We start from the raw sequence: 21,709 nt of genomic DNA on the forward strand, positions 1-21,709 counted from the left end.
GTCGAATGCTTGCCGTTACGTTTCGATGCCTGTTTCCGTGCGTCGAACGTATGCGGACGGTGCGACGCATTCGATCAGGGGTACAGACCACGCATTTCACGCGCCTGAAGGATGCGCTTGCACGCGACGATGAACGCCGCCGTACGCACCGACACGCCCTGCTCGCTCGCCACCTGCCACACCGCGGCGAACGCCTCGCGCATCACGCGTTCGAGTCGCTGGTTGATCTCGTCTTCGGTCCAGAAGAAGCTCGAGAAGTCCTGCACCCATTCGAAGTACGACACCGTCACGCCGCCCGCGTTCGCGACCACGTCCGGGATCACGAGGATGCCCTTGTCGTGCAGGATGTCGTCGGCCGCCGTGGTGGTCGGGCCGTTCGCGCCTTCCACGACGATCTTCGTCCTGATCTTGCCGGCGTTCTTTTCGGTGATCTGGTTTTCGAGCGCGGCCGGAATCAGGATGTCCGATTCGACCGTCCAGAAGTCTTCGTTCGCGATCGTGTCCGCTTCCGGATAGCCGCCCACGCCGCCGTGCTTCGCGACGTGCTCGAGCAGCGCGCCCGCGTCGATGCCGGTGGATTTGTAGAGCGTGCCCGTGTGGTCCTGCACCGCGACGATCTTCGCGCCGGCTTCCTGGAACAGCCGAGCCGCGATGCCGCCGACGTTGCCGAAGCCCTGCACCGCGATGCGCGCGCCTTCGATTTCCATGCCGATGCGGCGCGCCGTTTCGCAGCCGACGACGAACACGCCGCGGCCGGTCGCTTCGCGGCGGCCGAGCGAGCCGCCGAGCGTGATCGGCTTGCCGGTCACGACGCCCGTGGCCGTTTGGCCCTGGTTCATCGAGTACGTGTCCATCATCCACGCCATGATCTGCTCGTTCGTGTTCACGTCCGGCGCGGGGATATCGGTGTTCGGTCCGATGATGATGCCGATTTCGCTGGTGTAGCGGCGCGTCACGCGCTCGAGCTCACCGCGCGACAGCTTGCGCGGATCGAGACGGATACCACCCTTCGCGCCGCCGTACGGCACGTTCACCGCGGCGTTCTTGACCGACATCCACGCGGACAGCGCCATCACTTCCGACAGCGTCACGTCCTGGTGATAACGCACACCGCCCTTGCCCGGACCGCGCGACACGTTGTGCTGCACGCGATAGCCTTCGAAGTGCGCGACGGTGCCGTTGTCGAGTTCGATCGGCACGTCCACCACGAGAATCCGCTTCGGACGCTTCAGGGTTTCGAGCCAGCGCGACAGCGAACCGAGATACGGCGCGACGCGATCGACCTGGCGCAGATAGTTGCCCCAGGGACCGAGGTCGTCGGCATGAAGATAGGAGGGAATGGACTGCTGGGAGATAACAGAAGAGGCAGACGACGATTGGGACGACATGAACGCTCCGGCGGTCGATGAATGCTCGCCATTTTGGAAAATCGCCTTCGCGAAATCCAATGCCGTTTGGTCATCCCATTATGTTTTTCTTGCATAACGCATCGAAGCCCCTTGCGGCGGGAGTTTTGCCGGAGTACATGCGCGCGAAAGCGCGAGGCAATAACCTGTTGCGGGTTTTGCTTGCTGCCACGTTGTCTTTGCCCGATGAAGCTTATGTCTGGCTGTCTTGCGCCAGTTCGCCGGTTACCACGTCCCACAAGGCACGGGCCACTTCGTGACGCGCATCGTCGCCTTGCGCGGCAAGCTTGTCGCGATAGAGGCGGATCTCCATCGTCAGCGTGAACTGCCCGCCGGTGGTGCCGCGCGCGGCGCGGTCGAGGCGGATCAGGTGACCTTCGGCGACGGAATCTTCGACCGCGCTGTGTGGCAGAAACGCGATGCCGTGCCCCGCGAGCGCCATCGCCTTCAAGCCTTCGGCCATGTCGGTTTCGTACACGCGGTCCAGGTAGACGCGCGACGGCGCGTTCGCGAAGATCACCTCCGTCATGCGGCCGAGGTATGCGTTCGGCGTGTACGACAGATACGGCGCGGGCGCATCGGCGGTGCCGGGCAGCATGTAACGCGGCCGGCCCGCGCGCGTGGCCGCCGAGAACGGACTGATCGGCTCGATGCCGAGCGTCAACATGTCATAACGTGCTGGATCGAGCGCAACCGGATGGCTCGGATGGTGGTAGCCCATCACCAGATCGCAGCCGCCTTCCACCAGCGACAGCACCGCATCGTGCACGTTGAGCGCGCGCAGCCGCGTGTGGATCGAGCCGAGCTTCGCTTCGATGCGCTGCAGCCAACGTGGAAAGTAGGTCAGTGACAGCGTATGCGGCACCGCGAATTCGATGGTCGCCGCCGGCGTCGTGGTGTGGCCGCGCAGCAGCGTACGGGCTTCGTGGAACTGCGACAGCATCGCGAGCGCCTGCTCGTAGAAGACCTGGCCGGCGTTCGTCAGGCGCGTCGGATAAACCGAACGGTCGATCAGTTCCGTGCCAAGCCACGCTTCCAGTGCCTGGATGCGGCGCGAGAACGCCGGTTGTGTGACGTGTCGTAACTCGGCCGAGCGGCTGAAGCTGCGGGTTTCAGCGAGCGAGACGAAGTCTTCGAGCCATTTGAGTTCCATGCAGCAGCTTCCGCTTAGAGGACGTGTGAGCTTAGAGGGTCAAGGCAAACGAAGCCGCCATTCTAGCGGGGTCGGCCGGGCCGGCTGCACATCCGGTGGTAAAATTCGCGGTTCTCCTCGGATTTCTCCGTCTTCTTTACGTTCTGCGTGGCCCCATCATGTCCGACACCCGCCCCGACACCCTGTTCGCGCTGACCGCGCTCTCCCCGCTCGACGGCCGTTATGCGTCGAAGACCGAAGCCCTGCGCGAATGGCTCTCGGAAGCCGCGTTCATGCGCCATCGCGTGACGGTCGAGATTCACTGGCTGATCGCGCTGTCGCACGCGGGCTTCGTTGAAGTGCCGCGTTTCTCGAAGGAATCGGAACAGTTCCTGCTGCAATTGATCGAGCGCTTCACCGCGCACGACGCCGCGCGCATCAAGGACATCGAGCGCGTGACGAACCACGACGTGAAAGCCGTCGAATACTGGCTGAAGGAATCGGTAAAGGGTCAGCCGGAGCTCGAGCGCGCGAGCGAGTTCATCCACTTCGCGTGCACGTCGGAAGACATCAACAACACGTCGCATGGCCTGATGCTCGCGGGCGCGCGTGAGCACGTGATCGTGCCGGCGCTGCGCTCGGTGCATCAGCGGCTCGTCGCGCTCGCGCATGCGCAGGCCGATCAACCAATGCTGTCGCGCACGCATGGTCAGCCCGCAAGCCCGACCACGCTCGGCAAGGAAATCGCCAACGTCGCCGCGCGTCTTGCGCGCGCGATCACGCGCATCGAGAAGGTCGAACTGCTCGGCAAGATGAACGGCGCGGTGGGCAACTACAACGCGCATCTGTCCGCGTATCCGGAGTTCGACTGGGAAGCGTTCTCGAAGGACGTCGTCGAGAACCGCCTCAAGCTCAGCTTCAATCCGTACACGATTCAGATCGAGCCGCACGACTACATGGCCGAACTGTTCGATGCCGTGGCGCGCGCGAACACGATCCTGCTCGATCTCGACCGCGACGTGTGGGGCTACATCTCGCTCGGCTATTTCAAGCAGAAAACGAAGGCCGGCGAAATCGGTTCGTCGACGATGCCGCACAAGGTCAATCCGATCGACTTCGAGAACTCGGAAGGAAACCTCGGTCTCGCGAACGCGACGCTGCGCCATCTGGCCGACAAGCTGCCGGTGTCGCGCTGGCAGCGCGATCTGACGGATTCTACGGTACTCCGAAATATTGGTGTCGCGTTCGGCTACTCGCTGCTCGCGTACGATGCGCTGACACGCGGCATCGACAAGCTCGAAGTGAACCCGCAGCGTCTGAACGACGACCTCGACGCGACGTGGGAAGTGCTCGCCGAGCCGGTGCAGACAGTGATGCGCCGCTATGGCATCGAGAATCCGTACGAGCAGTTGAAGGAACTGACGCGCGGCAAGGGCATCACGCGCGAGGCGCTGCGCACGTTCATCGGCGGTCTCGCGATTCCCGAGGACGCGAAGCAGCGTCTGCTCGATATGACGCCGGGTTCGTATGTGGGCAAGGCGGCGGAGCTGGCGAAGCGGATTGCATGAGGCGTTTGACCGGCCGCTGCTACTGCATCGCATGAATTGTGCGATGTGATGCCTGAATAAATGACAAAGCCCCGCGCAGTGGATGCACTGCGCGGGGCTGTTGCTTTTCACACGCTCAACGCGTTTCGAGCTGCTTCAACACTTCATCGACGATCTGCTCGGGCGTCAGCGAGATGCTCACTTCGATCGCTTCGTCAGGACCCGGCACTTCGAGCGTATCGAGCTGGCTCTTCAGCAGCGACGGATCGAAGAAATGCCCGGTGCGCGAATTGAGCCGCTCGCGCAGCAGCGCTTCCGATCCTTCCAGGTAGACGAAGATCACGTCCTTGTCGCCGTCGCGCAGGATGTCGCGATACGAGCGCTTTAGCGACGAGCATGTGAACACCGCGGTCTCGCCCGCGCGCTGCTTCGCTTCGATCGCGGCCCGGATGGTACGCAGCCACGGCCAACGATCTTCGTCGGTGAGCGGGATGCCCTTGTGCATCTTCTCCTTGTTGGCGGCGCTGTGAAACGCGTCGCCATCCGTGAATTCGCAGTGAAGCCGCTCGGCCAGCAACTCGCCGATCCGCGTCTTGCCCGCACCCGACACACCCATTGCGATCAGAATCATTCAACTGCTCCTTGCTTGAACTACGCGCTACATGACCTACGCGAGCCTTACACGACCGTCGCGAGCGCGAAGGTCAAAGCCAGCCCCAACAGCGAGATGATGGTCTCGCACAGCGACCACGTCTTGAACGTCTGGCCGACTGTCATGCCGAAGTACTCCTTGATCAGCCAGAAGCCGCCGTCGTTCACGTGCGAGAAAATCAGCGAACCCGATCCCGTGGCAAGCACCAGCAGTTCCGGCCGCACCTGCACAGCGCCCGTCGTCACGATCGGCGCGACGATGCCGCAGGCAGTCGTCATCGCGACCGTCGCCGAGCCGGTTGCGAGGCGGATCAGCGCCGCGACCATCCAGCCGAACATCAGCGGCGACAGATGCGCGCTCGTCGCGACGTTGATGATCTCCTTCGAGATGCCGCTATCCATCAGCACGCGCCCGAAGCCGCCGCCCGCGCCGACGATCAGCGTAATGCCCGCGATCGGCGCAAGACAGTCGCCGCAGAACTTCTGGATCTGCTCTTTCGTGAAGCCACGCTTCGCACCGAAGGTCCAGAAGCTGACGAGTACCGCGATCAGCAGCGCGACGTCCGAGTTACCGACGAATTTGAGCAGGTCGTTCGGCAGCGTCTTCGGCGCGAATACCAGATCGGCCCAGCTGCCGATCAGCATCAGGATCACCGGCAGCAGGATCGTGAGCAACGTGATGCCGAAACTCGGCAGCTCGCGCTGGTGCTCTTTGTCCTCCGCCTGGATGAACTGTGCGGCGAGCGCGTTGTGCTCGGGCAGCTTCACCGTGCGATGGATCAGCAGCGCGAACAGCGGACCCGCGACGATCGCTGTCGGAATGCCGATGATGAGACCGTATGCGATGGTCTTGCCGATGTCGGCGTGATACGCCTGCACCGCAAGCATCGCGGCCGGGTGCGGCGGAATCAGACCGTGCACGACGGACAGCCCCGCGACCATCGGCAGACCGATCAGCAGCAGCGATTTACCGGTGCGCTTCGCGACGTTGAACGCGATAGGGATCAGCAGCACGAAGCCGACCTCGAAGAACACCGGCAAACCGACGATGATCGCGACGAACATCATCGCCCAGTGAATGTTCTTCTCGCCGAACCACTCGATCAGCGTGGTCGCGATGCGCTCCGCACCACCGGATTCGGCCATCATCTTGCCGAGCATCGTGCCGAGACCGACGACGATCGCAATGTGGCCAAGCGTATTGCCGTTACCGGTTTCGAACGACTTCACGATCGTGCCCATCGGCATGCCGGCCACGAGACCGAGCAGCAACGACACGATGATGAGGACGAGGAACGGATAGACCTTGAAGCGCGTGATCAACAGGATCAAGAGCGCGATCGCGATCACTGCGTAGACCAGCAGCATGCTGCCGTGAGCAACTTCCATGAAGCCCCTCCCTTGGTGTTATCGAGCGGGCGTATTACCTGACGTCACCTTCGCTCTGTGTCGATTTTATGGAAGCGTCGCCTCGAATCACGACGCACTGCATCGCGCGGACCCGTACGTCATCGCGCGCGTTCATCGCTGTGGACGCTGAATTTTACTGTCTGCGAGCGGAAAACGGGCTTCGGGTTTGCCGTTGTTTGCGGTTGTCCGAGGGGCTGGATTGGTGATGCGGTGCAGCGCGTGAGCGACGCATTCCTCGCCGATGTGGCGATGCATCGGCCATCAAAACGAACGCCCCGCCGACGACGGCTACTGCTGAAGCCGCATCGGCGAGGCGTCTTGTATTGCTCTGCCGGATCGAGCGTGGCGCGCTTCTCGAGCGCGCCGGTTTCGTCAGCCTATATCCGGCCTTGCACTTCCGGGTTCACTTTCAGTGCGCAGGCGCAGCAGCAAGCTGGCTGGCCGCGCGCGCGAGGCGCGTGACTTCGTCCCAGTTCTGCGCGGAGACGGCGGACTTCGGCGTCAGCCACGATCCGCCGACGCACACCACGTTCGGCAGCGCGAGGAAGTTCGGCGCCGTCTCGGCGGTGATGCCGCCCGTCGGGCAGAACTTCAGTGTCGGAAACGGACCATGGAACGCCTGCAGCATCGGCACGCCGCCCGCCTGTTGCGCCGGGAAGAATTTCACGGTTTCGTAACCGAGTTCGAGCGCGACGATGATGTCGCTCGGCGTCATCACGCCCGGCAGCAGCGGCAAGCCGGCGTCCTGCGCGGCCTTGTGCATGTCCTTCGTAAGACCCGGCGACACGCCGAACTTCGCGCCCGCCTTTTTGGCCTGCGCGCAGTGCTCGGGCCGCGTGATCGTGCCCACGCCGACCACGATATCTTCGGCCAGGTGGCATGCGCGTTCGATCGCCTGCAGACCAGCCGGCGTGCGCAGCGTGATCTCCAGCACCTTCACGCCGCCCGCGTGCAGCGCGCGCGACACGTGCTCGCCCTGCTCGGCGGTATCGAATGCGAGCACCGGAATCACCGGGCCGAGGCGCACGATTTCAGCGACTGTCTTGTCCGTCATGATCAGACTCCCTCTTTCTGCAGCGCGGGATGCCGATGCGCCGCTTCGGTTTCGCCCGTGAGCGGGCCAAATACCGACGCGCCCAGTTCCGCCGGCGCCGCAGCGGAACGGAACACGCCGAACAGTTCGCGGCCGAAGCCGACTTCGTTGTCCGCCTGATGGAGCGGCTGCGCGACGGAGCGCGCGTCCCACGCTGCATCGTCGAGCTCGACGTCGAGCACGCCGGCTTCCGCGTCGATCACCAGCATGTCGCCGGTTTGCACCTTGCCGAGCGGGCCTTGCAGCAACGCTTCCGGCGACAGGTGGATCACCGCCGGCACCTTGCCCGACGCGCCGGACATGCGGCCGTCCGTCACCAGCGCGACGTGGAAACCTTGATCCTGCAACACGCCGAGCAGCGGCGTCAAACGATGCAGCTCAGGCATGCCGTTTGCCCGCGCGCCCTGGAAGCGCACCACGGCAATGAAATCGCGCTTCAGCTCGCCGTTGTCGAACGCTTCCTGCACGGCTTCCTGCGAATCGAACACGATCGCCGGCGCCCGGACCTTGCGATGTTCCTTCGCCACCGCGGAGATCTTGATCACGCCGCGGCCAAGACGGCCTTGCATCAGACGCAGGCCGCCATCCGGCTGGAACGGTTCTTCGATGCTGCGCAGCACCGCGCGGTCACCGCTTTCCGCCGCGCCGTCGACCCACGTGAGCTTGCCGTCGATCAGCTTCGGCTCCTGCGTGTAATGCTTGAGCCCAGGGCCCGCGACCGTCTTCACGTCTTCGTGCAGCAGACCGCCTTCGAGCAGATTGCGCACGAGGAACGCGACGCCGCCCGCCGCGTGGAAATGGTTCACGTCGGCCTTGCCGTTAGGGTAGACCTTCGCAAGCAGCGGCACGCTCGCGGAGAGTTCGTCGAAGTCGTTCCAGTCGATGATAATGCCCGCCGCACGCGCGATCGCGACCAGGTGCAGCGTGTGGTTCGTCGAGCCACCCGTCGCGAGCAGCGCGACGATGCCGTTGACCACCGCCTTCTCGTCGACCACGTGGCCGATCGGCGTGTAGTTGCCACGTTCGACGGTAAGATCGAGCACGCGGCGCGCGGCCTGCGCGGTGAGCGCGTCGCGCAGCGGCGTGTGCGGATGCACGAACGCCGAGCCCGGCAGATGCATGCCCATCACTTCCATCAGCATCTGGTTGCTGTTCGCGGTGCCGTAGAACGTGCAGGTGCCGTGACCATGGTACGCGGCGGCTTCCGACTCCAGCAGCTCATTGCGGCCGCATTCGCCGGTGGCGAAACGCTGGCGCACTTTCGCCTTGTCGTCGTTGGTGATGCCGCTCGTCATCGGCCCCGCGGGCACGAAGATGGTCGGCAGATGGCCGAACTGCAGCGCGCCGATCATCAGGCCTGGCACGATCTTGTCGCAGATGCCGAGGCACAGCGCCGCGTCGAACATGTTGTGCGTGAGCGCGATCGCCGTGCTCATCGCAATGGTCTCGCGCGAGAACAGCGACAGCTCCATGCCCGCGTTGCCCTGCGTGACGCCGTCGCACATCGCCGGCACACCACCCGCGAACTGCGCGACGCCGCCGTTTTCGCGCGCGGCCTGCTTGATGATGTCCGGGTAGGTTTTGTAGGGCGCGTGCGCGGACAGCATCTCGTTGTAAGACGAGACGATGCCGATGTTCGGCTCGCGGATCTGCTTGATGACGAGCTTGTCGTTGCCTTCAAGGCCTGCGAAGCCGTGCGCGAGATTCGCGCACGACAGCGCGCCACGGGCCGGGAAGCGGCCCTGCGCGCGGTCGATGTGGGCGAGGTAGGCGTCGCGGGTCGGCTTGCTGCGCTCGATGACGCGCTCGGTGACCTTGATCAGTTGCGAATGCGGGGAAACCATCGAAGCTCCTTCATCGCTGGCTGGTTCGTTACGGCCCTGCGTTCAGCGCCGGACGTGAATTCGGGGAATGCCGGGTGCGGTGTGTCTCCTGCTGCTTGCTGCATGTGCTGCTTCGCTGCTTTTGTCTGCCGGCAACGCGCAGTTTAGTAGAAAAACTACAAGACTTCAATGTCTGGTTGGTTCGATGCATGCGGCGCATGAATCGGGCCGTTTTGCCTACGCTGAGTACGATTTCCGTTGCACCGCAACTTTCAGGGATAACCCTGACATGTAGTTATGTAGTTTTTGTACAAATCTGGATCGTGCGCTATAGTCCGGGCAACGCTTTTCAGCATAGTGCGGGTTTTTCGATGATGCTGTCCCAGGTAGAGGAAATGCGCGATCAGTTACGCCCTTCCGAGCGGAAGCTGGCGGACTACGTGCTCGAGGCGCCGCGCGAGGTGCTCGATCTGTCGATGACAGAAGTCGCGACGCGTGCGGGCGTCAGCCAGCCGACCATCGCGCGTTTCTGCCATGCGCTGGGTTTCTCCGGTTTTCGCGAGTTCAAGATCCGGCTCGCGCAAGGCATCGCAACCGACGTGCCGGCCGTCTACCGCGATGTGCAGCCGGATGAACCGACGCCGGGCGTCGCAGCGAAAGTGCTCGACCGGACGATCGGTGCGCTGATCCAGGTTCGCAACAACCTGTCGACGGATAGCGTCGCTGCGGCCATCGATGTACTGGCGAACGCGAAGCGCATCGAATTTTACGGCGCGGGCGGGTCGGGCATTGCCGCGCTGGATATGCAGCACAAGTTCTTTCGGCTTGGCATGCCGAGCGTCGCGTATTCGGACCCGCATACGTTCCTGATGTCGGCAGCGCTGCTTGGCGAAGGCGACGTCGTCGTCGCGATATCGAACACGGGGCGCACGCGGGACATCATCGATGCGGCGCGCTCGGCGCTTGCCGGCGGCGCGAAAGTGATCGGCGTGACGCACGGCAGTTCGCCGCTGGCCCGGCTGGCGACAATCGGCCTGTTCGCGAACGTCGACGAAGACACTGACATCTTTTCGCCGATGACGTCGCGCACGTCACATCTCGCGATCGGCGACATTCTTGCGGTTGGGGTGGCGCTCAGGCGTGGACCCGAGCTCGCAGAACGGCTGGCTGGAGCGAAGGACCTGATCGCGCGGCGCAGAGTGGGCGGGGAAAGCTGACCTGTCCGGCCCGGCCACGCAACTCACGCAACAGCAGACAGGCAAGCGCATACCGCACCGTATGGCGCAGTGAAACTTCAATGAAATGGAAACGCGCGTCCGGCGGGCAGCCCTGCCTCATTCAAAATGGCTTGATCACCACCAGCGCCACCGCCGCGAGCATCCCCAGCACGGGAAGCTCGTTGAACATCCGGTACCACTTGTGCGAGCGTGTGTTTTCCCCGCGCTCGAACCGCCGCAGCAGCACGCCGCAATAGGCGTGATAAGCCACTAGCAGAGCCACGACAAAGACCTTGGCGTGAATCCAACCCTGCCCGCGACCGATACCGATAACGAGCCACAGCCAGAGTCCGCACAACAGCGCAGGCACGGCAATAAACGACATGAACCGAAACAGCTTGCGCGCCATGATGAGCAGCCGGGCAACGGCAGCAGGCTCAGTCTCCATTGCCAGATTCACAAAGATCCTGGGCAGATAGAACAAACCAGCGAACCAGGCAGCAATCAGAACGATGTGAAAAGTCTTGATCCAGAGCATCTTCAGTTCCGTTATCGCGAGCAAGCGATCAGAAAAGTGGCCGGATTTGTTGCGGAAGGCTGAACGGCGACAGCGATCACTGCCGCCCTTCCCCATGCCCCAACACGACATACTTCATCGACGTCAGTCCTTCCAGCCCCACCGGCCCACGCGCATGGAGCTTATCGTTGGAAATCCCGATCTCCGCGCCAAGGCCAAATTCGAACCCATCGGCGAATCGGGTCGAAGCGTTCACCATCACGCTGGCCGAGTCGACTTCGCGCAGAAAGCGCATCGCGCGGTCGTGATCTTCGGTGACGATCGCATCCGTGTGATGCGAGCCGTATTCGTTGATGTGCGCGATCGCATCATCCAGACCGTCCACCACCTTCACCGCCAGCACCGGCGCCAGGTATTCGGTGCGCCAGTCTTCCTCGGTCGCATCGACCAGCGGTGACACCCCCGCCGCAGACAGCACAGTACGCGCCGCCGAGTCCACGCGAAGTTCGACGTCCTTCCCGCGATACAACCGCCCGAGCGCCGGCAGCACCTCGTTAGCAATCCCGTGCGCAACCAGCAGCGTCTCCATCGTGTTGCACGTACCGTAACGATGCGTCTTCGCGTTATCGCAAACGGTCATCGCCTTCGCGAGATCAGCACGATCATCGACGTACACATGGCAGATTCCATCGAGGTGCTTGATCATCGGCACCCGCGATTCCTCAATCAGACGCGCGATGAGACTCTTACCCCCGCGCGGCACGATCACATCGACGTACTCGATCATCGTGATCAGCTTGCCGACTGCCGCACGATCCGGCGTCTCGACCACCTGCACGGCATCCTGCGGCAAACCTGCCGCCGTCAAACCCTCGCCGATCAAACGAGCAAGCGCCGTGTTGCACTCGATCGCCTCCGAGCCTCCGCGCAGAATCGTCGCGTTACCGGACTTCAGGCACAGCGCGGCTGCATCGATCGTCACGTTTGGCCGCGACTCGTAGATGATGCCGATCACGCCCAGCGGCACGCGCATCTGGCCGACCTGAATCCCGCTCGGCCGATACTTCAGATTGCTGATCTCGCCGATCGGATCCGCCAGCGACATCACCTGCCGCAACCCTTCGACCATCGTCTTCAGCGCCTTGTCCGACAGCGTCAGACGATCGATGAACGCAGCGTCGTGGCCTTTGTCTCGTGCCCGCGCGAGGTCCCGCGCATTCGCTTCCTTCAACAGTGCCGAATCGCGTTCGATCGCGTTGGCGATCGCTTCGAGCGCGGCGTTCTTCGCCGCCGTCGTCGCGCTCGCCATCGCCCGCGACGCCTTGCGCGCGCGGCGGCCGAGATCGGTCATGTACTGGTCGATGTCCATCGTGTGTCTCTACGGTAGTTCTGTGTTGTCGCAGGCGCGGACGGTGCGCCGCAAACCGCGCACCGTGCCGAGGTAGCACGTTTCAGACCGCGCGCTGTGAAGAAGAAGCACGCATCGGCGGTCGCGGCGGCTTCGGCGACGACGGCGTATCGCTCGCGCGCGCAACCGTCATCGCGAGTTCGAACAGCCCATCCCACGGATCAGGCGGTGGGTCGTTACGATGATCCGAGCGCGCACCTGCGCCGCCCGACAGGCCCTTCACCTGCCGATCCAGCTTCGCCGCCAGCGCGAGGCCCTTCTCCAGCGCAACTTCATTGATACGCGACAACGCCGGCCCGACGAGCCGCTCACGCGGCCCCCAAACCCGGTTCTCTCGCAGCAGCATCGGCAAAGGCTTGCCCGCAGCCACGCCACGCTTCACGCGCAGCAGCATCCGCACTTCCTCGACGACGGCCCACAGCACGAGCACCAACGCCTCGCCTTCACCGCGCAGCCCATCGAGCATCCGCGTCAAACGACTAACGTCGCCGGTCAGCATCGCCTCGTTGAGCTTGAACACGTCGTAGCGCGCGACATTGAGCACAGCGTCCTGCACCTGCTCGAGACTCAGCGCGCCAGCCGGATACAGCAGCCCGAGCTTCTGGATCTCCTGATGCGCGGCAAGCAGATTCCCTTCTACTCGCTCGGCAATGAACTGCAGCGCACGCCGGCCTTCATCGCCAGGCGCCACGCGCTGCTGTTGCTGCGCAAGCCGCTGACCAACCCACGCCGGCAACGCCGCCCGCTCGATCGGATCGACCTTCAGCGCCACACCCGCGTCCATCAGCGCCGTGAACCACGCGCCTTTCTGCGTGGCTGCATCGAGACGCGGCAGCGTGATCATGGTCAGCACATCCTGGTTGCCAGCTGCCGACGACGCGAGCGCACGCAGCGCCTCGCCGCCATCCTTGCCAGGCTTCCCCGAAGGAATCCGCAGCTCGACCAGTTGCCGGTCGCCGAACAGCGACATCGACTGACTCGCGCCCAGCAGCGAACTCCAGTCGAAGCCACGCTCGACCGTGAACACCGAACGGTCCGTATAGCCAGCCGCACGCGCGCAAGCCCGAATCCGGTCGCACGCTTCCTGCACGAGCAGATGCTCGTCGCCATAGACGACGTACAAACTCGCGAGACCTTTCGCGAGGTGCGGTTCGAGCGCATCGAGTCGCAGTTGCATGAAGACAATGCCTGGGCGGTCAGTACAACATGAAAAACAAACCCATCACAGCGGCGGCGGCGGCAACGGCGCGCGCGGCGAAATGCCCGGCACCGTCTGGCCCGGAGCCGGATGCAGCGAGTGCACCACGCCGAGACGCCGTGTCAGCTGATCGACCGCGTCGTTCTGCATATCGGCGAACAGCACGTCGCTTTCGGCGGCCTTCGCCTGCGAGAACTGGTCGCTATACGTCATCGCGCGGTTGAGGTGGATCGAGCTCGGCGGAATCAGCACGGTGCCGTCCTTGCCGGTGAGCGAGTAGTTCAGCGCGTAGTCGAGCTCATACTCTTCGACCACACCGAGCGAGCTGAGCGTCAGCACACCGGTACCGCGCGATTCGCTGACGTTCAGGATCGCGTCCGCATTCGCCGCGGAACTCACGATCACCGTATCGCTGCCACCCTGCACCATCCGCGTCAGACGCGCGGCGACAGGCGCCGGCGCGCCGTTGATCACGAGGCGCTTGAACGCGTAATCCTGCTGGCCGCGCAGCTGAAAACCGCACGCCGAAAGCACCGACACGCCGCACGCCAGCACCAGAAACATCAATCTGCGAGTCACATTCGCTCCTGTTGCGCGACCAGACAAATCAGACAAATCAGACAAACCCGAGGCCGCGTCAAACCACGACGTTCACGAGACGTCCCGGCACAACGATGATCTTCTTCGGCGCGCGGCCTTCGGCGAACTTCGCGACCATCTCGTGCGCGGCCGCAGTCTGTTCGATCGTTTCGCGCGAAGCACTCGCCGCGACCGTCAACGCACCGCGCACCTTGCCGTTCACCTGCAGCACGAGTTCGATCTCGTCCTGCACGAGCGCGGCCTCGTCGACCTTCGGCCACGGCGCGTCGAGCAGCGTACCGAACTCGTCCGCGTAAGCCAGTTCCTGCCACAGCTGGAACGTGAGGTGCGGGACGACCGGATACAGCACGCGCAGCAGCACGCCGAACGTCTCGCGTACCACCGGAGCCGACGCGTTCTTCGCGCCTTCGACCGCGTTCAGCATCTTCATCGCCGCGGACACAACCGTGTTGTACTGCAGCCGCTGATAGTCGAAATCGGCCTGCTTCAGCACCGTGTAGATCTCGCGACGCAGCGTCTTGTCCGCGTCGCTCAACTGCGCGGCATCGAAGCCTGCGCGAGCACGCAGCGCCTCGGCGTTCGCGTGGCTATACGCCCACACGCGACGCAGGAAGCGGCTCGCGCCTTCCACACCCGCGCCCGACCACTCGAGCTGCTGTTCCGGCGGCGCGGCGAACATCACGAACAGTCGGGCGGTATCGGCACCGTACTGGTCGATCAGCATCTGCGGATCGACGCCGTTGTTCTTCGACTTCGACATCTTCTCGACGCCGCCAAGCGTCACCGGCAAGCCATCGGTATTGTGCGTCGCGCCGATGGGGTGACCCTTGCCGTCGTGCGTGACCGTCACGTCGGCCGGGTTGTACCAGGTCTTCTTGCCCGCCTCGTTTTCGCGGTAGTAGGTTTCGTTCAGCACCATGCCCTGCGTGAGCAGGTTCTTCGCCGGCTCGCCGAACTTCACGAGACCGAGGTCGCGCGATACCTTCGCCCAGAAGCGCGAGTACAACAGGTGCAGAATCGCGTGCTCGATGCCGCCGATGTACTGGTCCATCGGCATCCAGTAGTCGGTGCGCTCGTCGACCATCGCCTTCGCATCCGGCGCCGCGTAGCGGTAGAAGTACCACGACGAATCGACGAACGTGTCCATCGTGTCGGTCTCGCGCTTCGCGGGCGAACCGCACTTCGGGCACGAGCAGTTCACGAACGCTTCGGACTTCGCGAGCGGATTGCCCGTGCCGTCCGGCACGAGGTCTTCCGGCAGCACGACCGGCAAATCTTCGTCCGGCACCGGCACGTCGCCGCACGACGGGCAGTGGATGATCGGAATCGGCGTGCCCCAGTAGCGCTGGCGTGAAATGCCCCAGTCGCGCAGACGCCACGTGACCTGTTTGTCGCCAAGGCCCAGCGCGTTCAGATCAGCAGCGATCGCATCGACGGCTTCCGCGTACCCGAGGCCATCGTACCTGCCGCTGTTGATCAGCCGGCCGTTCTCCTTGTCGCCGTACGACTCCTGCCATTCATCCGTGGAGAACGTCTGGCCTTCGACGGCGACGACCTGCTGCACCGGAATGCCGTACTTCTTCACGAACGCGAAGTCGCGCTCGTCGTGCGCCGGCACGCCCATCACCGCGCCTTCGCCGTAGCTCATCAGCACGTAGTTGCCGACCCACACCTCGACGGGCTCCTGCGTGAGCGGATGCTTCACATGGAAGCCGGTGGCCATGCCCTTCTTTTCCATCGTCGCAACGTCGGCTTCCGCCACGCCGCCGCGCTTGCATTCTTCGATGAACACCTGCAGCGCGGGGTTGTCGCGCGCAAGGCGCGTGGCGAGCGGATGCTCGGCCGCGACCGCGCAGAACGTGACGCCCATGATCGTGTCCGCGCGCGTGGTAAACACACGCAGCAGCTTTTCTTCGCCATCGAGCGTGTACGGGAAGCCGAAGTTCACGCCGAAGCTCTTGCCGATCCAGTTCTGCTGCATCACCTTCACGCGCTCGGGCCAGCCAAGGCCGTCGAGGTCGTTCAGCAGTTCATCGGCGTACTGCGTGATGCGCAGGTAGTACATCGGGATTTCGCGCTTCTCGACGAGCGCGCCCGAGCGCCAGCCGCGACCGTCGATCACCTGCTCGTTCGCGAGCACGGTCTGGTCGACCGGGTCCCAGTTCACGGTGCCAGTCTTCTTGTACGCGATGCCCTTTTCCAGCATGCGCAGGAAGAACCACTGGTTCCACTTGTAGTAGTCCGGCTTGCAGGTGGCGATTTCGCGTGACCAGTCGATCGCGAGGCCCATCGCCTGCATCTGGCCTTTCATGTACGCGATGTTGTCGTACGTCCATTGCGCGGGCGGCACGCCGTTCGCCATCGCCGCGTTTTCGGCAGGCATGCCGAACGCGTCCCAGCCCATCGGCATCAGCACGTTGTGGCCGTTCATGCGCAGATAGCGGTACATCACGTCGTTGATCGTGTAGTTCCGCACGTGCCCCATGTGCAGCTTGCCCGACGGATACGGCAGCATCGACACGCAGTAGAACTTCGGCTTGTCGTTCGCTTCCGTGGCGCGGTACGCGTCCACGGACTGCCACTGCTCGCGCGCGGCGGATTCGACGTCGGAGGGAACGTATTTTTCGTGCATGGTGTGTGGATCGCCGGGCCCGGTGCCGATGCACCGCGCCATCGTGCTTCTGATGGATTTGAGATGTCGCTTCCCCGGACGACGGGGAAAGGGCTGATTATACCGCCCGATATGGGCGACGGCGCCGCAGGGGCGGCACGTTGGCCAGATGGACGAGGGGTGCTGGGCGTTGCGTGCGTCAGTGGCCGTTGTCGCCCTGGCCGCTGCCCTGCTGCGGTAGCTCCGTCACGAACCCCAGCCGCTCGACGCCTGCCTGCTGCGCCGCGCCCATCACCTGCGCGATCACGTCGTAGCGCGTATCGCGCGCGGCGCGCAGATGAATTTCCGGCTGATCCGTCGCGGACGCCCTGCCCGCCTGCACGAGACGCGAGCGCACTTCGTCCATCGTCTGCTGCGTGCCGTCCCAGTAGAGCTTGCCGGCAGCGTCGATGGATAGCGTGATGGTCTGCGGCGTCTGCCGCGCGGCCGGCGACGCGACCTTCGGCAAGTCGAGCCGGATCGCGTGTGTGAAAAGCGGTGCCGTGATGATGAAGATGACGAGCAGCACGAGCATCACGTCGATCAGCGGCGTCATGTTGATGTCCGCCATCGGTGCTGCCTGCTGCCTGTTTTCGAGTCCGCCGAATGCCATCCCGAACTCCTTCAATGCTGCGAAACGTCGCTCGACTGAACCTCGGGCGCCGGCCGCACGGTATTGGAAGACGACATCGACGTCACCGTATGTGCCGGCTGCGTAGATGCCGCCGCGGACGAAGGCGGACACACGTACGCATGCAGATCGTGCGCGAAGCCATCGAGATCCTCCGACACCTGCCGCGCGATCCGCCCGAGCACGTTGTACGCGAGCACCGCGGGAATCGCGACCACGAGCCCGAACGCGGTCATGATCAGCGCCTCGCCGACCGGACCCGCGACGTTTTCGATCATCGCCTGCCCGCTCTCCGCGATGCTGCCGAGCGCGTGATAGATGCCCCACACGGTGCCGAGCAGGCCGACGAACGGCGCCGTGCTCCCCACCGACGCCAGCAGCACCTGCCCGAACTCCAGCCGCCGCTGCGACGCGTGCAGCGCCTGCCGAAGCGCGCGCAGCACGCGTTCGCTGCGCTCCACCTTGCCGAGCAGCGCGCCGGGCATGTCCGCTTCGGCCGCGTGCAGCGCCGCCTCGGCGAGCGGTGCGAACACGCGCTCACGATCGGCGATCCGCAAGGTCGCTATACCGTCCGACAAAGTCGGCGCACGCCAGAACAGCGCGACCGCGCGCGGCCCCTGGCGGCGCGCGCGCGTGAGGATCCAGCTCTTGACGATCAGGAAGCACCAGCTCGCCACCGACATCGCCAGCAGCACGTACGCCACGCCATGCGTGACGGCGTCGCTGGTTTCGAGGTAGTGGAAGATGCCGGTGGTTGCCATCGAACGTTGGAACCTCGCGGTTGGGTCAGAGAGAAAAGGCAGGTGGTACGTAGTAACGCACCACCGCCGATGTCGCTGCAGGCCAGGCTACGCGTCAGCGCAGCCCGAGCACGTCCTGCATGTCGAAGAGGCCGCTCGCGTGGCCTTCGAGGAAGCGCACGGCGCGCAGCGCGCCCTGTGCGTAAGACTGGCGGCTCGCCGACTTGTGCGTGATCTCGATACGCTCGCCGATGCCGGCAAACAGCACCGTGTGATCGCCGACGATGTCGCCGCCGCGAATGGCCGAAAAGCCAATCGTGGACGGATCGCGCTCGCCGGTGATGCCCTCGCGACCATACACCGCAACGTCGTCGAGCTTGCGCCCGAGCGCGCCCGCGACCGCCTCGCCCATCATCAGCGCGGTGCCCGACGGCGCATCGATCTTGTGACGGTGATGCGCCTCGATGATCTCGATGTCATAGCCGTGCGAGAAATGCTGCGCGGCGTACTCGAGCAGCTTCAGCGTCACGTTCACGCCGACGCTCATGTTCGCCGCGAACATGATGGCGATCTTGCCCGCCGCGGCGCGCATCTCGGCTTTCTGCTCGTTGCTGAAGCCGGTCGTACCGATGACGAGTTTCACGCCATGCTTCTGCGCGGCCGCGATGTGCTGCATCGTGCCTTCAGGACGCGTGAAGTCGATCAGGTAATCGGCTTCGCCGAATACGCGGTCGATGTCGTCGGTCAGCACGACGCCCGTCTGTTTGCCGAGGAATGCGCCCGCGTCCTGGCCGAGATGCGGCGAGCCAGCACGGTCGAGCGCGCCGGCGAGCGTCGCATCGGGATCGTTGAGGACAGTTTCGACGAGCATCCGGCCCATACGGCCGGACGCCCCAGCAATGGCAATCTTCATGGCGAAATCAGCTACCCGTTCCCGGTGTGGTCGAGTTGGTCGAGTTCGTGTTGTTGTTCGGCGCACCGCTGTCGCCGCTGCCGCTACCCGTCGGGCCGACCGGGTTCTCCTGGCCCTGCCCCTGGAAGGTAGGCTGCGGCGGACGCTGGAGCTGGATCTGCGGCGTGGCCGGCGAGATCGTGCCCGGCGGCATGTCGACGCTCGGGTTGCCCGCGCGCACCGACGGCGTCTGCCGGCCGGTCGGCGCCTGCACCGCTTCCGTTGCGCGGTTCGCGGCGGCGGCGGCCTGCGCGTTCGGGCTCGTGTCCGGCAATGCGGCGGCGGCTGCCGCTGCATCCGTAGACGGCGAACGCGTCGCGTCCTGCGTCGACGTGGCCGACGAAGCCGCGGTGGCCGGCGGCAGCGCGGCGATACCGCTTGCCGCTGCTGGCGCGCTGGCCGGCTTCGGAGCGGCGACCTTCTTGCCCTTGCGGTCGCCGTCGATGTCCGCGAGCAGTTCGAGGTTCGACGGCAGATCTTCACCGCCGCTCCAGCTCGAAACCGTGTCGCCGCCGAAGTTCACGATGAAGTCACGCTGCTGCACGACCGAGGTCGAGCCGCGCTTGAAATAGAAAACGTAGTCCCAGCGGTCTGCATGGAACATGTCGGTCAGCAATGGCGTACCGAGCAGGCGACGCACCTGGTCGCGCGTCATGCCGATCTTCATCTGTGCGGCCATTTCGCTCGATACGAAGTTGCCCTGAACGATGGTGATGCGGTACGGCGTGATGCTTTGCGCGATCTTCTGCGACACGCTGTCATACGTCGAGCATCCGGCCAGCGCCGCGATGGCCGCGGCAGCGATCAAGGTGCTCCGCACGCGGCTCCCCCGATAGATCAATAAAGATTTTGAAATCATTTCCCTCACCGTGCGGGCAGCAAAGAGGCCGCGCGTCGTTCGTTCCATCAAAGGTGGCAGTGACCAGAACCGCAAAAACGCATTACTATTAGAACCCTGCATTGTACTCTAGGGATCCCTTGACATGACCAATCCAACCGATCTCAAGAATATCGGGCTCAAGGCGACCCTTCCGCGCCTGAAGATTCTCGAGATATTCCAGCATAGCCCCGTGCGTCACCTCACTGCGGAAGACGTGTACCGCAGCCTGCTGCACGAGGAACTCGACATCGGGCTTGCCACCGTCTACCGCGTGCTCACCCAGTTCGAGCAGGCTGGTCTCCTCACGCGCAGCAACTTCGAATCCGGCAAGGCCGTGTTCGAACTCAACGAGGGGTCGCACCACGACCACCTGGTGTGTCTCGACTGCGGGCTCGTCGAAGAATTTTTCGACCCCGAAATCGAAAACCGCCAGCAGATGATCGCGAAGGAACGCGGCTTCAAACTGCAGGAGCACGCGCTCGCTCTCTATGGCGCCTGCACGAAGGAAAAGTGCCCGCATCGCAAGCACTGACGAAACACGCCGAAAGATTCGGCCCGGCAGGCAGCGCCTGACCGGGCCTTTCTTTTGACCCGCTGCTGCCGCGCTTCGCAGATGATGCGAGCGCGGTTCGCGCGCCCGCCACAGTACCAGACGTAAAAAAGCCGCTCCAGCGGAGCGGCCCTACAGCACCTGTCACGCGAGACGCTTCGACACGCGAAGCGCCCGCGCTTCATGCTTGTTTCGCGCTTTACTTCGCGGTGGCGAGCGCGACGGCCGTGTCGAGCATGCGGTTCGAGAAGCCCCACTCGTTGTCGTACCAGCTCGACACCTTCACGAGACGGCCCGACACCTTCGTGAGCGTTGCATCGAACGTCGACGAAGCCGGGTTGTGGTTGAAGTCGATCGACACCAGCGGCGCGGCGTTGTAACCGAGGATGCCCTTCAGCGCACCTTCCGATGCTTCCTTCATGATCGCGTTCACTTCCTCGACCGTCGTATCGCGCTTTGCGATGAACGACAGATCGACGATCGACACGTTGATCGTCGGAACGCGGATCGCGTAGCCGTCGAGCTTGCCGTTCAGTTCCGGCAGCACGAGACCGACCGCCGACGCAGCGCCCGTCTTCGTCGGGATCTGGCTGTGCGTGGCCGAGCGCGCGCGACGCAGGTCTTCGTGGTACACGTCGGTCAGCACCTGGTCGTTCGTGTACGCGTGGATCGTCGTCATCAGGCCGCTTTCGAGGCCGATCCTGTCGTTCAGCGGCTTCACCAGCGGTGCGAGGCAGTTGGTCGTGCACGATGCGTTCGAGATGACCGTGTCCGATGCCTTCAGCACGTTGTGATTCACGCCGTAGACGATCGTAGCGTCCACATCCTTGCCGCCCGGCGCCGAGATGATCACCTTCTTCGCGCCGCCCTTGATGTGCGCGCTCGCCTTTTCCTTCGTCGTGAAGAAGCCCGTGCATTCCATCACGACGTCGACGCCCAGTTCGCCCCACGGCAGCTCGGCCGGGTTGCGGTTCGCGAGCACGCGGATCTTGTCGCCGTTGACGATGAGGTTCTCGCCATCAACCGCGATTTCGCCCGGGAACTTGCCGTGCGCCGTGTCGTACTGCGTCAGATGCGCGTTCGTCTTCGCATCGCCCAGATCGTTGATCGCCACGAACTCGATGTCGTGCTTCTTGCCGTTTTCATAGAAGGCGCGCAGCGTGTTGCGGCCGATCCGGCCGTAGCCGTTGATTGCGACGCGAATCGTCATGATCTATCTCCTGATGGCTGAAAAAATAGGTGCATGGGCCTTACGGCAACCCGCCCGCGCGCCGCCGGGGCAGGCGGCGCTGCGGCTTTGATTC

Annotated in this window: 19 protein-coding genes; 3 read left to right on the forward strand and 16 right to left on the reverse strand. The window is 64.0% G+C overall.

The genetic code is table 11. From position 1 onward, the window contains the following. Positions 1-74 precede the first annotated feature (74 nt). The gene (locus DVS29_RS19795) at positions 75-1,388 is read right to left on the reverse strand and encodes a Glu/Leu/Phe/Val family dehydrogenase (RefSeq protein WP_118182281.1); all 1,314 of its coding nucleotides are present in this window, start codon (positions 1,386-1,388) and stop codon (positions 75-77) included. Between the two features lie 211 nt (positions 1,389-1,599). After that, on the reverse strand, positions 1,600-2,559 hold the full coding sequence (locus DVS29_RS19800) for a LysR family transcriptional regulator (RefSeq protein ID WP_118182188.1): 960 nt from the start codon (positions 2,557-2,559) through the stop codon (positions 1,600-1,602). A gap of 158 nt (positions 2,560-2,717) precedes the next feature. Between DVS29_RS19800 and purB the strand changes: the two genes are divergently transcribed. Further along, positions 2,718-4,106 carry an adenylosuccinate lyase gene (purB, locus tag DVS29_RS19805; RefSeq protein ID WP_118182189.1) on the forward strand — a complete coding sequence of 463 codons (1,389 nt, stop codon included), beginning with the start codon at positions 2,718-2,720 and terminating at the stop codon, positions 4,104-4,106. Between the two features lie 115 nt (positions 4,107-4,221). Here purB and DVS29_RS19810 read toward each other — a convergent pair whose 3' ends face one another. From DVS29_RS19810 to edd, 4 genes are all read right to left on the reverse strand, one after another. Beyond that, positions 4,222-4,716 carry a gluconokinase gene (locus tag DVS29_RS19810; protein WP_118182190.1) on the reverse strand — a complete coding sequence of 165 codons (495 nt, stop codon included), beginning with the start codon at positions 4,714-4,716 and terminating at the stop codon, positions 4,222-4,224. A 47-nt stretch (positions 4,717-4,763) separates the two neighbouring features. After that, a complete protein-coding gene (locus DVS29_RS19815; RefSeq protein WP_118182191.1) occupies positions 4,764-6,125 on the reverse strand; it encodes a GntP family permease in 1,362 nt (453 codons plus the stop codon). A 430-nt stretch (positions 6,126-6,555) separates the two neighbouring features. Beyond that, the gene (gene eda / locus DVS29_RS19820; RefSeq protein ID WP_118182192.1) at positions 6,556-7,200 is read right to left on the reverse strand and encodes a bifunctional 4-hydroxy-2-oxoglutarate aldolase/2-dehydro-3-deoxy-phosphogluconate aldolase; all 645 of its coding nucleotides are present in this window, start codon (positions 7,198-7,200) and stop codon (positions 6,556-6,558) included. Between the two features lie 2 nt (positions 7,201-7,202). Further along, entirely contained in the window at positions 7,203-9,083 is a 1,881-nt protein-coding gene (edd, locus tag DVS29_RS19825; protein ID WP_118182193.1) for a phosphogluconate dehydratase, read from the reverse strand. A 350-nt stretch (positions 9,084-9,433) separates the two neighbouring features. On the opposite strand from edd, the gene DVS29_RS19830 reads away from it, so the two are divergent. Next, a complete protein-coding gene (locus DVS29_RS19830) occupies positions 9,434-10,279 on the forward strand; it encodes a MurR/RpiR family transcriptional regulator (protein ID WP_118182194.1) in 846 nt (281 codons plus the stop codon). A 121-nt stretch (positions 10,280-10,400) separates the two neighbouring features. Here DVS29_RS19830 and DVS29_RS19835 read toward each other — a convergent pair whose 3' ends face one another. The 9 genes from DVS29_RS19835 to DVS29_RS19875 all read right to left on the reverse strand — a co-directional run bounded on the left by DVS29_RS19835 (position 10,401) and on the right by DVS29_RS19875 (position 19,795). Then, entirely contained in the window at positions 10,401-10,823 is a 423-nt protein-coding gene (locus DVS29_RS19835) for a CopD family protein (RefSeq protein ID WP_420816140.1), read from the reverse strand. 70 nt (positions 10,824-10,893) lie between these two features. Beyond that, on the reverse strand, positions 10,894-12,165 hold the full coding sequence (locus DVS29_RS19840; protein ID WP_118182195.1) for a glutamate-5-semialdehyde dehydrogenase: 1,272 nt from the start codon (positions 12,163-12,165) through the stop codon (positions 10,894-10,896). Between the two features lie 82 nt (positions 12,166-12,247). After that, positions 12,248-13,381 (reverse strand): DNA polymerase III subunit delta, encoded by a 1,134-nt coding sequence (holA, locus tag DVS29_RS19845; protein WP_118182196.1) that lies wholly within the window; start codon positions 13,379-13,381, stop codon positions 12,248-12,250. A 45-nt stretch (positions 13,382-13,426) separates the two neighbouring features. Continuing rightward, positions 13,427-13,966 (reverse strand): LPS-assembly lipoprotein LptE, encoded by a 540-nt coding sequence (locus DVS29_RS19850; protein WP_240655701.1) that lies wholly within the window; start codon positions 13,964-13,966, stop codon positions 13,427-13,429. A gap of 73 nt (positions 13,967-14,039) precedes the next feature. Then, positions 14,040-16,634 (reverse strand): leucine--tRNA ligase, encoded by a 2,595-nt coding sequence (gene leuS / locus DVS29_RS19855; protein ID WP_118182283.1) that lies wholly within the window; start codon positions 16,632-16,634, stop codon positions 14,040-14,042. 178 nt (positions 16,635-16,812) lie between these two features. Then, positions 16,813-17,265, reverse strand: coding sequence for an ExbD/TolR family protein (locus tag DVS29_RS19860; RefSeq protein ID WP_118182198.1), 453 nt, complete (start codon positions 17,263-17,265; stop codon positions 16,813-16,815). An 11-nt stretch (positions 17,266-17,276) separates the two neighbouring features. Continuing rightward, complete coding sequence (locus DVS29_RS19865; RefSeq protein WP_118182199.1) at positions 17,277-18,044, reverse strand: MotA/TolQ/ExbB proton channel family protein; 768 nt, start codon at positions 18,042-18,044, stop codon at positions 17,277-17,279. Between the two features lie 94 nt (positions 18,045-18,138). Continuing rightward, positions 18,139-18,936, reverse strand: a complete 798-nt coding sequence (dapB, locus tag DVS29_RS19870) for a 4-hydroxy-tetrahydrodipicolinate reductase (protein ID WP_118182200.1) — start codon at positions 18,934-18,936, stop codon at positions 18,139-18,141. A gap of 7 nt (positions 18,937-18,943) precedes the next feature. Further along, on the reverse strand, positions 18,944-19,795 hold the full coding sequence (locus tag DVS29_RS19875) for an outer membrane protein assembly factor BamE (protein ID WP_240655698.1): 852 nt from the start codon (positions 19,793-19,795) through the stop codon (positions 18,944-18,946). 163 nt (positions 19,796-19,958) lie between these two features. On the opposite strand from DVS29_RS19875, the gene fur reads away from it, so the two are divergent. Beyond that, positions 19,959-20,387 (forward strand): ferric iron uptake transcriptional regulator, encoded by a 429-nt coding sequence (gene fur, locus DVS29_RS19880; RefSeq protein ID WP_118182202.1) that lies wholly within the window; start codon positions 19,959-19,961, stop codon positions 20,385-20,387. Between the two features lie 217 nt (positions 20,388-20,604). Here the strand turns inward: fur and gap are convergent, their stop codons facing one another. Beyond that, positions 20,605-21,615 carry a type I glyceraldehyde-3-phosphate dehydrogenase gene (gap, locus tag DVS29_RS19885; protein WP_118182203.1) on the reverse strand — a complete coding sequence of 337 codons (1,011 nt, stop codon included), beginning with the start codon at positions 21,613-21,615 and terminating at the stop codon, positions 20,605-20,607. Positions 21,616-21,709 lie beyond the last annotated feature (94 nt).

This window comes from Paraburkholderia phosphatilytica, assembly GCF_003443895.1.
GTDB classification, from domain to species: domain Bacteria; phylum Pseudomonadota; class Gammaproteobacteria; order Burkholderiales; family Burkholderiaceae; genus Paraburkholderia; species Paraburkholderia phosphatilytica.

Bases quoted from the DNA above. Each gene is read 5' to 3' on its own strand.
- DVS29_RS19795 (WP_118182281.1), bottom strand. From the start codon at position 1,388: ATGTCGTCCCAATCGTCGTCTGCCTCTTCTGTTATCTCCCAGCAGTCC.
- DVS29_RS19800 (WP_118182188.1), bottom strand. From the start codon at position 2,559: ATGGAACTCAAATGGCTCGAAGACTTCGTCTCGCTCGCTGAAACCCGC.
- purB (WP_118182189.1), top strand. From the start codon at position 2,718: ATGTCCGACACCCGCCCCGACACCCTGTTCGCGCTGACCGCGCTCTCC.
- DVS29_RS19810 (WP_118182190.1), bottom strand. From the start codon at position 4,716: ATGATTCTGATCGCAATGGGTGTGTCGGGTGCGGGCAAGACGCGGATC.
- DVS29_RS19815 (WP_118182191.1), bottom strand. From the start codon at position 6,125: ATGGAAGTTGCTCACGGCAGCATGCTGCTGGTCTACGCAGTGATCGCG.
- eda (WP_118182192.1), bottom strand. From the start codon at position 7,200: ATGACGGACAAGACAGTCGCTGAAATCGTGCGCCTCGGCCCGGTGATT.
- edd (WP_118182193.1), bottom strand. From the start codon at position 9,083: ATGGTTTCCCCGCATTCGCAACTGATCAAGGTCACCGAGCGCGTCATC.
- DVS29_RS19830 (WP_118182194.1), top strand. From the start codon at position 9,434: ATGATGCTGTCCCAGGTAGAGGAAATGCGCGATCAGTTACGCCCTTCC.
- DVS29_RS19840 (WP_118182195.1), bottom strand. From the start codon at position 12,165: ATGGACATCGACCAGTACATGACCGATCTCGGCCGCCGCGCGCGCAAG.
- holA (WP_118182196.1), bottom strand. From the start codon at position 13,381: ATGCAACTGCGACTCGATGCGCTCGAACCGCACCTCGCGAAAGGTCTC.
- DVS29_RS19850 (WP_240655701.1), bottom strand. From the start codon at position 13,966: ATGTTTCTGGTGCTGGCGTGCGGCGTGTCGGTGCTTTCGGCGTGCGGT.
- leuS (WP_118182283.1), bottom strand. From the start codon at position 16,634: ATGCACGAAAAATACGTTCCCTCCGACGTCGAATCCGCCGCGCGCGAG.
- DVS29_RS19860 (WP_118182198.1), bottom strand. From the start codon at position 17,265: ATGGCATTCGGCGGACTCGAAAACAGGCAGCAGGCAGCACCGATGGCG.
- DVS29_RS19865 (WP_118182199.1), bottom strand. From the start codon at position 18,044: ATGGCAACCACCGGCATCTTCCACTACCTCGAAACCAGCGACGCCGTC.
- dapB (WP_118182200.1), bottom strand. From the start codon at position 18,936: ATGAAGATTGCCATTGCTGGGGCGTCCGGCCGTATGGGCCGGATGCTC.
- fur (WP_118182202.1), top strand. From the start codon at position 19,959: ATGACCAATCCAACCGATCTCAAGAATATCGGGCTCAAGGCGACCCTT.
- gap (WP_118182203.1), bottom strand. From the start codon at position 21,615: ATGACGATTCGCGTCGCAATCAACGGCTACGGCCGGATCGGCCGCAAC.